The organism is Synechococcus sp. H60.2 (genome assembly GCF_047462315.1).
In the GTDB taxonomy this organism is placed as follows: Bacteria; Cyanobacteriota; Cyanobacteriia; order Thermostichales; family Thermostichaceae; genus Thermostichus.
Genome location: NZ_JANSIZ010000006.1, coordinates 46,576 through 57,797 on the forward strand (window position 1 = coordinate 46,576; position 11,222 = coordinate 57,797).

Below are 11,222 nucleotides of genomic sequence, written 5' to 3' on the forward strand. Positions count from 1 at the left end.
GGGAGGGAGGAGAGCTGAGAATCATATGCGGCTTCACTGACACCTAAGAGGAAACGCCGGAACAAGAGGTTCCTGGCTTCTGTATCTCGAACCGGCGGGCAAGGACTGCGTCCCGCTGACGCAATTGGAATCTGGGATCCCCTTTACTAGGTAGGCTGGCCGATTCTCAGCGCAGGTGCCGAGAACTTACAGAGTTGCTTCAGATTCGGTCGGATCCCTCTTGCCAGGAGGGTTACGGTTGCCTTTGGGAAAAGCGGTAGGATGAGTTCTACCCATTCTTTTCCCGGCTCACTTTTCTCGGTTTCTTCTTACCAATGATGACCAACTCTCCTTTTCCGCTGCGCAGCCAAGTGGTCACCCAGGGGGTGCAGCGCTCCCCCAACCGCGCCATGCTTAGAGCAGTGGGCTTTCGCGATGAGGACTTCGGCAAGCCCATCGTCGGCATCGCCAACGCCCACAGCACCATTACCCCCTGCAACATCGGCATCCAAGCCCTGGCCGAGCGAGCCGAAGCTGCCCTGCGGGAGGCCGGCTGCATGCCTCAGATCTTCGGCACCATTACCATCAGCGACGGCATTTCCATGGGCACCGAGGGCATGAAGTACTCCCTCGTGTCGCGGGAGGTGATTGCCGATTCCATCGAGACGGTGGTCAACGGCCAGAGTATGGATGGTCTCTTGGCCATTGGTGGCTGCGACAAAAACATGCCGGGGGCGATGATTGCCATGGCCCGCCTCAACGTGCCCTCCATCTTTGTCTATGGCGGCACCATCAAGCCGGGGCACTACAACGGCCGCGACCTCACCATCGTCAGCGCCTTTGAAGCGGTAGGGGAGTACAGCGCCGGGCACATCTCCGAGGAAGAGCTGCTGGCGGTGGAGCGCCACGCCTGCCCCGGTGCCGGATCCTGTGGCGGCATGTACACCGCCAACACCATGTCCAGCGCCTTTGAGGCCATGGGCATGAGCCTGCCCTATTCCTCTACCATGGCGGCAGAGGATGAAGAAAAAGCCGAAAGCGCTGCTCAATCGGCCAAGGTCTTGGCCGAGGCCATCAAGGCCAACATTCGGCCCCGTGACATCATCACTCGCCAGAGCATTGAGAACGCCATCTCCGTCATCATGGCCGTAGGGGGATCCACCAACGCCGTGCTCCACTTTTTGGCCATTGCCCACGCCGCAGAGGTGCCCCTGACGCTGGATGACTTTGAGACCATCCGCGCCCGCGTGCCCGTCCTTTGCGACCTCAAGCCTTCGGGCCGCTTTGTTGCCACCGATCTGCACCGGGCTGGCGGGATCCCCCAAGTAATGAAGATCCTGCTCAACCACGGCTTGCTGCACGGGGACTGCCTCACCATCTCCGGCCAGACAATTGCCGAAGTCCTACGGGACGTGCCGGACGAGCCCAGCCCTGACCAAGAGGTGATTCGCCCCTGGCACAGCCCCCTCTACCCCCAAGGGCACATAGCCATCCTCAAAGGTAACCTTGCTCCCGAAGGGGCAGTGGCCAAGATTAGCGGCGTCAAGACACCCAAGATCACGGGGCCGGCGCGGGTCTTTGACTCGGAGGAGTCCTGTCTGCAGGCTATCCTTGCTGGCCAAATTCGACCAGGGGACGTCGTGGTGATCCGCTACGAAGGCCCCAAGGGCGGCCCTGGCATGCGGGAGATGCTCTCCCCCACTTCGGCCATCATCGGCGCTGGCTTGGGAGATAGCGTGGGGCTAATTACCGATGGCCGCTTCTCTGGCGGCACCTACGGCATGGTGGTGGGCCATGTGGCGCCTGAGGCCTACGTAGGCGGCCCCATTGCCCTGGTGGAAGAAGGGGATCTCATTACCATCGATGCCCCCGCTCGTCTGTTGCACCTGCATGTTAGTGAGGAAGAACTGGCCCGCCGCCGCGCCCGCTGGGTTCCCCCCGAGCCTCGCTACAAACGGGGCACCTTGGCCAAGTACGCCAAGCTCGTTTCCAGCAGCAGCCTGGGGGCGGTGACCGATTTGAACTTGTGGGAGTAGGCCCTTCTCCCTCAGGGAGAGGGGAGTAACTCTTGCAGGAAAAAGCGGCAGGGATCCCTGCCGCTGGGTTAAGTTGACGGCTTCGGCGCCAACTAGGTACCAATGATGCCGCCGTCATTTTTGGTAATCACCACCACCGCCGAGCGGGGATAGATGTTGTCGTCGTAGTCAGGCCAGCGCGAAGCAATCTTGCCGGCAGCGAAGTCTTCGGCACTGGTGGTGGAGCCGGGGTGCTGGACATTGATGAACATGGTGCGCTGGTCGGGAGTGGTAACCACGCCGGTGATCTCCTGTCCAATCGGCCCGGTCAAGAAGCGACGAATTTCTCCCGTATCCGGGTCGGCAGCCAGCATCTGGTTGTTGCCGAACTGGGCAAAGTCCCCCTTGTTGAGGTTGCTCTCGCTACAATCTGTCTGGATCCAGAGGCGACGACTGGCATCGAACCACAGCCCATCGGGAGAGTTGAAGATGTTGTCGGCGCTGAGAGGCTGTCCTGACAGCGTACGGCTATCTCCGGGTGGGCCGGCCAGGATGAAGATGTCCCACTCAAAGCGGGTGGACTGGGGACTGCCTATCTCTTTCCAGCGGATGATGTGGCCCCACTGGTTTTTGGGACGAGGGTTGGCGGCATTCACCTGGTCTTGTTCCCGCTTGCTGTTGTTGGTTAGGGTGAAGTAGACCATACGAGTCTTGGGATCCACTGCTCCCCATTCGGGCCGATCCATCTTGGTGGCGCCGACGAAGTCTGCCGCGGTGCGGGTGTTCACCAGTACATCCGCCTGGCTGGTGAAGCCATTCTCGGGGGTGAGGCCGTTTTGCCCAAACACCAGCGGGATCCACTCCCCTGTGCCGTCTTCGTTGAACTTGGCCACATACAGCGTGCCGTTGTCCAGCAGGTGGCCGCCTGCCGTCTCCTTGCGGTAGGGCTCGGCAGAGACGTACTTGTAGATGTACTCAAAGCGGGCATCGTCCCCCATGTAGAGCACAATCGGCTGCCCTTCCACCGGCGGCTGGAACACCACGCCCTCATGGGCAAAGCGGCCCAGAGCTGTGCGCTTCTGGGGCTTGCTGCTGGGATCAAAGGGATCGATCTCCACCACCCAGCCAAAGGTGTTGGGCTCGTTGCGGTAGTCCTGGGTAGCATCGGCAGCGGTGGGGGTGGCGTTGAAGCGGATGAACTCGTCGGCCTTGTTGCTAGCCAGCTCCCAGCCGTAGCGGGAGGTCTCGGTGCTCACGCCATAGCGCTTGTGTTCGCGGGGCAGGTTGGGCTTTTGATCCGGCCCTTTGCTGGTGTTAACGAAGTAGCCGGCCCAGTTTTCCTCACAGGTGAGGTAGGTGTTCCAGGGGGTAACCCCGTGGGCGCAGTTGTTTAGAGTACCCCGTGTCATCGTGCCATCGGGGCTGAACTTGGTCTTGACAAAGTCAGACCCCCGTACCGGGCCCTGGATCTCCATGAGGGTGAGGCCGGTGATGCGGCGGTTGAGGCGATCCCGCACCACAGTCCAGTTACCGTCCGCCTCCCGCTTGATGTGGACAATGCTCACCCCGTGGGCGTTCAGCTCCTTGAGCACCTGGTCGGGATCGCGGCTACCGTCGGGGTTGACCGGATACCCCTCATCGTTGAGCTGTTGTCCTTTGGCGGCGGCATGCATAAAGCGCGGCTCCACGTACTCGTGGTTGATCACCAACAGGCCCTCGGTGGAGCTGCCCTGCCAGGGATCCTTCCCCTCAATGGGGAAGAAGTGCATACCGTCGTGGTGGCTGCCCACCTGCATCCCCTGCTCGGCGCCGGTGTTCTCCAGCTTAAACTCAGGGTAGGTGCCGGTGATGGGGATACCCCAGGCCAGCAGCGGTCGGGCAGTGTAGCCTTCCGGCACCACCACTTTGTCTTCTGCGCTCACGGGGATTGCCTTGAAACCCAGCAAGGCACTGCCGCTGGCCGCTTTGGCCGACTTACTGGCGTTGTTGAGCGCCGGCAGGCCAAAAAAGGTGGCCACTGCCGCGGCAACTCCCCCCTGCAACACTTGGCGCCGCTGCAGGCGGGCTTCTAGGATGCTGCTAAAGGTGGGGTTGGGCGAATGATTGCACAGAGGCTCGTCCCCATGACGAAGCCTAGAACCCTGCGGATTATTCACGTTGAGTTCTCCCCTTCTCTTGTCTTGTCGATTCCCTGCGTTACTGACTTCACGCATTGGGATAGGCGCTCCAAAACTAGTACCTAGAAGTTAAGAAGAGGCCAAGACTAGGTTAAGCTTCATCGATATGAAGAATTTCTTTAGGTTGAGCTAATGATTTCTTAACAAATTGTTGAACTACAGGGAATTTTGCTTTCTGATCTTTGTCTTTGACTTGTTCCAGCTAGGCTTAAGGTTCTTGTCGTATCCTAGAGAACAAATACACCCCATCGCGATGGTAGAGAAGCTGAAACGAGGTTTCTTTTTGTAAAGCGGCAAGCAGGGTTTGGGAGAACTCTGGGCTGCTGCGCCACCCCGGATGGCGACTGTTAAGCAAAACGTAGTCAAAGGGATCCCATTGTTGGGGGGGAGATCCCTTGAAGTGGCTCTCATCAGTAAAGTAGATAACTTGCCGGTGGGTGAGGTGGGGGCTAATCTCGTGGGTGGTAAGGACACCCCCTTGGGTGGTGATGTGGGCAAGGGCCTCGCGAGTGGCCTGCCAAGTGTCAAGAGACTGAAGATAGATGGAGCCAAAAAAGGGGTATTTTGCCAGGGCTAAAAAAGCCAGCAAAGACCAGCCTAGCGCTGCTTTTCTGCTTTTGACGGGGCAAAACCAAAAGGGGACTGCTTTCGCGTTTTCGATAACAGCTAGAAAGAGAAAAGGAACAACAGGTAATGCATACTGATGCACCAGATCCCGATAAGCAGGATTGCTAGAAAGTATATTCAGCCCCAGGGTTGGCAGGGCAGGGATCCAGGGATCCCAGTGGTGCCAAGAGAGGCCCCAAGCCACAGGAATGATTAACAAAAGTCCATAGAATAGGGTGTCGAGAGAGAAGACCTTGCCCAGGACTAATGTTGGCTTGAGAACTAAGTTTTGGATAATTTCAGGAACGGAACTGCCCAAATAGCTATAGTGAGAAACGGCTGCCGGCTCGCTGCCACTGAAGTGAGGAATAATCCAAAAAGTAGCCATGCCAAACCAGGCCGACCCTGCCGCTATGGCAAGCCAGCCGGCCACTTGGCAGCGCCGTTCCCAGCGCTTTTCAACTCGTCTGCTTTCAAAGAGTAACAGCCAAGCTCCCAGGGCAACGACATTGAGAGACAACACCGCCTTGCAGCCGAGGATACCACCTAGGCACAGCAAAAACCCCCACAACTTGCCAGAGCGAACACAGAGTATAGCGGCCAAAAAAAGGGGAACGGCCAACACTTCTGGATGAAAATCAAAAAGGTTGGCGTTGAAGATGGCTGGGTAGAGAAGATAGGCGGCGGCAATTGTTCTCGCCCTGCCAGAATCAATCTCGGCTTGGAGCGCCAGATGGTAAACGGCCAGCGCTCCCAGCGTTAGTGCCAGAGCTTGGATGCCAAACAGCCAATATACAGAGGGAACAATGCGATACAAGAGACTGAGAGGATACAAGATAAAAGCTGCGTGATCTCCAAGAATGTGGATCCCGCGAATAGTAGAAAAAGGAACCTCGCCACGGCTGATTAAATAAACAGCTTGGTCGAAAATGCCGAGATCATACCCTCCCGACTGAAACAAGTGGTGCCGTACAACGCTGCAGCCTAAAAGAACAAAGAAGGCCCCAGCCAGCGTTGCCAAGAAAGACTTGGACAGAGGATGCTCCTTCATTGCCGCCTACAACTTGCTTAGCGTAGAATCCAGGCTCTGCCAGCTAGCGGCAATACCGCAAGCCAGCTCAAAGACAGCCCCTTTTTCTCTGGCAAGAGAGGCTCGAATCCAGCTAGCTGGAAAAATTGCAGGAAGTGGGGATCCCTGCCCAAGCCAGGCAAGAGGCTGGGGTTGGCCAGCGCAGGGAGAACGCCCAAAGGCTTGAGAAGGTCTAAAGTTTTGGGATCTTTCCACTTTTCCTTTCTAGGATACGGGCAGACTCTCCAGAGCCACTGCGTGGGGAATTCTGCATGAGTGACGCCATCCGCTATGACCTGCTTTTGGTGGGAGGAAGCTCCTCCAACCTGATCCTGGCCCATCGCCTTTTGGATCTGGCCAAGCTCTCGGGGCTCAAAATCTCCATCGCCATCTTGGAAAAAGCCCGGCAATTTGGCGGGCACATCATCAGTGGTGCCATCTGCAATCCCCAGGTAATCGCCAGGCTTTTCCCGGATTTTGAGAGCCAAGGATTTCCCCACGAGGGGCGGGTGGAAGTGAGCCACCTGAGCGTACTGGGATCCCAAGAGCGCTGGGATCTGCCGGAAGCGGCGATCCCAAAGGGGTTGCGCAAACAGGGGCAGTTCATCCTCACCCTTAGCCATGTCATCCGCTGGCTGGCCGAAACCCTGCAGGAAAAGGCCAAAGGGATCCCCAACGTTACCTTGGATGTATTCCCCGGCTTTGCCGCCCACGAGATCCTCTATGAGGGGGAGCGAGTCATTGGGGTGCGGGTGAGCGACTCCGGCCAAGTTTACGAAGATTGCGTCTTTGCCGAGCTCACCTGCTTTGGCGACAAGGGATTTATCTCCAAAGACCTGGTCGAGAAGTTTCACCTGCGCCCTCGGCCGCAACTGTGGTCGGTGGGGGTCAAAGAGCTGTGGCAGATCCCTCGCTCGCTGCAAGGGCAGGTGTGGCACACCCTGGGCTACCCGGTTTTGGATGGCAGCTTCAGCGGCGGCTTTGTCTACGGCCTCAAAGATAACCGCCTGGCCCTGGGCCTCATCATCGGCCTCGACAGCAAAAATCCCAACCTCAACCCGCAGCAGCGCCTGCAGGAGTTCAAAGCCCACCCCTGGATCCAATCCCTGATTGCCGGTGGCAAGTTGCTCAAGTACGGGGCCGCCGTCATTCCTGAGGGGGGCTACTACAGCCTGCCCAGCCGCTTTGGCGTTGAAGGGGCCTTGCTTTTGGGGGATGCCCTGGGGGTGCTGGATGTGGGCAGCCTGGCCGGGATCAACAACGCCATGGAGACCGGCTACCTGGCAGCGGGCCTCATTCACGACGGCTTTTTAAAAGGGGATCTGCGCATTCAAGAGGCCTACCAAAAAGCCGTGATGGAGAGCTCGGTGGGGCAAGATCTCTACCGCAGCCGCTATTTTCGGGAAGCCTTTTTGGAAAACTCCCGCCTGCTGGAAGAATACCTGCCCCAGATCTGCCGCAGCGTCGATGCCGGCCACCCCTGGCTGGGATCCCTGCGCTGGGGCCTGCAGGATCCCGTGCGTCGCGGCGGGGAACTCCTGCGCGCCTACACGCTGCTGACGGGACGGGTCAGCGCCGGCGAGCCGCCCCCACGGGGGTATGTTGCTCCCCATGCCGCCATCCAAGCGGACTTTGTGGCCCCCCTAGGTCTGGATCCTGAAGCATTGACCACGCGATGGGGCTATTTCTCGCGGTCAGATGCCGTCTTTTTTGCCGATCCCCGCTACCCGGAAGGCAACCGCCACATCCTTGAGTTCAGCGCTGACACCTGCCGCCAGTGCATTGCCACCTACGACAAGCTAAACCGCCCTACCCCCTGCGTGGCCGACTGCACCGCAGAAGTCCACCACATCCGCGAACACAATGGGATCCGCTCCCACGCCATGTCTCTGGAAAACTGCATCCAGTGCCGCACCTGCGAGATCGTCTGTCCCCACCTCAACCTGCGGGTTAACCCCAGCTACGAGGGATCCGGCCCCGACTTTTATGGGCTCTAGGAAAACGGGGGCAGGGAGCACAGACTCAGCTTTGCTGGCATAGTTAAAGCTAGAGTTGCAGGGAGTGCAGCCGTTGAATTCCGCCCCGCTGATCCCACCCGCCCCCAGCCCTGAGTTGAGCCGCGAGCAATTTTGTGAGCTCTTGCGTGGCCAGCTCAGCTTGGCCCTAAGGGAAAACAACTTGGAACAAGCCAAATCTCTCCTGCTGCCCGTACAAGCGGTGGACATTGCCGAGGTAATCGGGGAGTTGCCGGAGGCGCAGCAGGCTCTGGCCTTTCGCTTGCTGCCCAAGGATCTGGCCATCCGCGTTTACGAACACCTGGACATAGATCTGCAACAGGCGCTGCTGCGCGAGTTCAGGAGCCACGAGATCCAGGACATCTTGGACAAGATGTCGCCGGACGACCGGGCCCGCCTCTTCGACGAGCTGCCGGCCAAGGTGGTTGCCGAACTGCTGCCCCAGCTCAGCCCCCAGGAACGGGAAGCCACGGCCCTGCTGCTGGGCTATGCCCCCAACACCGCGGGGCGGATCATGACCCCGGAGTACATTTCCCTGCGAGAGAACCTGACGGCAGCCGAGGCACTGGAGCGGGTGCGCCTCTTGGCCCGCGAAACCGAGACCATCTACTACCTCTACGTCACCGACCAGGAGCGACACCTGACGGGAACCCTATCCTTGCGGGAGTTGGTGATGGCCGATCCGGCCCAGCGGCTGGAGGAGGTGATGAGCCGGGAGGTGGTGTTCGTCAGCACCCACACCGACCAGGAAGAGGTGGCGCAGGTCATCCAGCGGTACGACCTGTTGGCGGTGCCGGTGGTGGATGCCGAGCGGCGACTGGTGGGGATCGTTACGGTAGATGATGTACTGGACATCGTGGAGCAAGAGGCCACCGAAGACATCTACTCCTTGGGGGGGTTGCAGTCTGGAGAAGATGACTATTTCGACCTCAGTTTTTGGCAGGCAGCCCGCAAGCGGGTGGTGTGGCTGCTGATTTTGCTGCTTACCAACACCTTTACCAGCACGATTATTGCCGGCCAGGAAGAAGTCTTAAGCCAGGTGATCGCCCTGGCGGCTTTTATCCCACTGTTGGTGGATAGCGGCGGCAACGTCGGCTCCCAGTCTTCGACGGTGGTGATTCGCGGCCTGAGCACGGCAGCGGTGCGCCTCAAGGACGGGTTGGGGGTACTGGCCCGGGAAGCAGTGGTGGGAGCCATGCTGGGGATCATGCTCAGCTTGATCACCATCGGCTGGGCCTATGCCCTGCACCGGGATCTCCTGGTGGCGGTCATCGTTGGGCTAAGCCTATTTGGGATTTCTGTTCTCTCTTCGGTGTCAGGGGCGGGGCTGCCCTTTCTGTTTCGCTCCTTTGGTCTGGATCCGGCCTTGATGGCCGCCCCCTTCATCACCACGATTGTGGACGTGCTGGGGGTGTTGATCTACTTCTACGTTGCCCGTTTAATCCTGGGAATCTAGCCCTAGCCGCCAACCCCTCCAAGCCCTTGCCGAAATTGGGCTAGGTTGGATCTGGTCTTGTTGCGGATCCCTGTCGGTGTCTGCCCATTCTGTGGATGTCCAGGCGGCTCTGCCGGAGATCGTGGCTCGCTTGCAAGCAGCCCTGGGATCCCTGGGGCTGGGACATCTGCAGGTGCAGGCGCGTCTTTCCGGCCACCGTCTGTTGCTGCGCCTGGAGGGGGATCCCCTCCCGGATCCGGAGCGGCTGCTGCAGGGCCTCTTGCCAACCCTGGAACAACTGGCGCTGACCCACCGACACCGCCAGGTGGAGCTGTTCGGCTTTCCCCCCAACGAAGGGATCCCGGAGTGGCACCGCGAGTGGCGCTACCAGCCGCCGCCTAACCCCAATAGCCCTCTGTATCGTGCCCAACGCGGGGATGGAGAAGCCATCCAGTATGTGCTCAACTACCTGCTGCGCCCAGAAGGGATCCAGACCCGTGTTCATCTGCACCCCAAGCTGGGCCTCTTACAGGTGAACTTACAGGCTGCGGAAGTTCCGGATCCGGCTTGGGCCAAGGATTTTGTGCGGCGGGTCTTGACCCGCCTGGAATGGGCCTTTGTGCAGCGGCTGCGGCTTTCCGGGCAAAAGCTGGGCGCTTTCTTTCCAGCCTGGAGCCAAGAGTTCGATCTCAAACAGCCTGCCTTTTGGCAGGCCCCCCCGGCCAGACTTTCTCCCTTTCCTTCTCCAGCGCCTGACACTGGCGAGCCCTCCCCACCTTCCCCTACCCCTCTAGACTAAAGGGCAGGGCTCAGAGGGGTTGGCCATGCGGGTTGTTTTCTTTGGCACGCCGGAGTTTGCTCTGCCCTCGCTGCAGCTCCTGTTGCAGCGGCAGTCTCTCTTTGAAGTAGTGGGCTTGGTCTGCCAGCCGGATCGGCCGCAGGGACGAGGGCAGAAGGTACTCCCGCCGCCCACTAAGGTTCTTGCCCAAGCCCATGGGATCCCGGTGTGGCAGCCTGTCCGTCTGCGGCGGGATGCGGAGGTGCTGGCGGCGCTAGAGGCGCTGGCTGCCGATGTGTTTGTGGTGGTGGCCTATGGCCAAATCCTGCCGCCGGCGGTGCTGCAAATGCCCAGGTTGGGCTGCGTCAATGTCCACGCCTCCCTTCTGCCGGCCTACCGCGGCGCTGCCCCCATCCAGTGGGCCATTGCCAACGGCGAGACCGAGACCGGCGTCACCACCATGCTCATGGACGAGGGCCTGGATACGGGAGCCATCTTGCTGCAGGCCAAGCTGCCCATTGGGCCAGAGCAGACCGGGCTGGAACTGGCCTCCCAACTGGCCCAACTGGGGGCCGAGCTACTGGTGGAAACCCTGGTGAAACTAGAAAAAGGAGAGATCACCCCCATTCCCCAGGATGACTCGCGGGCCACCTATGCCCCCCTCCTTAAAAAGCAGGACTTCCAGCTCGATTGGCGGCGCCCAGCCCAGGCCTTGCACAACCAAATCCGCGCCTTTTCTCCCGACTGCTTTACCGGCTTGCAGGGGCAGCGGATCAAGATTGTTCGCTCGGCTGCTCCCCAGTTGCATCCACCCCCTGACCCTCTTCCCCAGGGTAGCCCCGGAGAAGTGGTGGGGTTGGCCAAAGGAGAAGGGGTGTATGTGGCTACCGGCGAGGGATCCCTTCTCATCCGGCGGGCCCAACTGCCCGGCAGGAAAGAACAGTCGGCCTGGGACTTGGTCAACGGCGGCCAACTCAGGGTGGGCATGCGCTTTGAGGCGCTACCGGATCCCTAGCCCCCCTCTCCCCCAGGGAGACGGGCCGGGGCCGGTCAATTATACTCATCTGCGAGCCCACCACACAACGCATGATATCGTAATACGGAGTGTGGTATAAAAAAAGAATAGGGAGGGGGGGGGGGGGGGGGGG

At 59.8% G+C, this 11,222-nt stretch carries 7 protein-coding genes; 5 read left to right on the plus strand and 2 right to left on the minus strand.

Features of this window, described 5'->3' with window-relative positions:
- The first annotated feature begins 317 nt into the window (after positions 1 to 317).
- On the plus strand, positions 318 to 2,015 hold the full coding sequence (ilvD, locus tag NW845_RS01830) for a dihydroxy-acid dehydratase (RefSeq protein WP_414376559.1): 1,698 nt from the start codon (positions 318 to 320) through the stop codon (positions 2,013 to 2,015).
- Positions 2,016 to 2,107: 92 nt separating this feature from the next.
- On the opposite strand, the gene NW845_RS01835 is transcribed toward ilvD, so the two are convergent.
- Positions 2,108 to 4,150 (minus strand): PhoX family protein, encoded by a 2,043-nt coding sequence (locus tag NW845_RS01835; RefSeq protein ID WP_414376561.1) that lies wholly within the window; start codon positions 4,148 to 4,150, stop codon positions 2,108 to 2,110.
- A gap of 229 nt (positions 4,151 to 4,379) precedes the next feature.
- The gene (locus tag NW845_RS01840; protein WP_414376563.1) at positions 4,380 to 5,828 is read right to left on the minus strand and encodes a DUF2079 domain-containing protein; all 1,449 of its coding nucleotides are present in this window, start codon (positions 5,826 to 5,828) and stop codon (positions 4,380 to 4,382) included.
- Positions 5,829 to 6,118: 290 nt separating this feature from the next.
- Between NW845_RS01840 and NW845_RS01845 the strand changes: the two genes are divergently transcribed.
- From NW845_RS01845 to fmt, 4 genes are all read left to right on the plus strand, one after another.
- Entirely contained in the window at positions 6,119 to 7,843 is a 1,725-nt protein-coding gene (locus NW845_RS01845) for an electron transfer flavoprotein (RefSeq protein WP_414376564.1), read from the plus strand.
- Between the two features lie 73 nt (positions 7,844 to 7,916).
- Entirely contained in the window at positions 7,917 to 9,317 is a 1,401-nt protein-coding gene (mgtE, locus tag NW845_RS01850; RefSeq protein WP_414376566.1) for a magnesium transporter, read from the plus strand.
- A gap of 76 nt (positions 9,318 to 9,393) precedes the next feature.
- Entirely contained in the window at positions 9,394 to 10,095 is a 702-nt protein-coding gene (locus NW845_RS01855) for a hypothetical protein (RefSeq protein WP_414376568.1), read from the plus strand.
- Positions 10,096 to 10,120: 25 nt separating this feature from the next.
- On the plus strand, positions 10,121 to 11,089 hold the full coding sequence (fmt, locus tag NW845_RS01860) for a methionyl-tRNA formyltransferase (RefSeq protein ID WP_414376570.1): 969 nt from the start codon (positions 10,121 to 10,123) through the stop codon (positions 11,087 to 11,089).
- Positions 11,090 to 11,222: the final 133 nt, after the last annotated feature.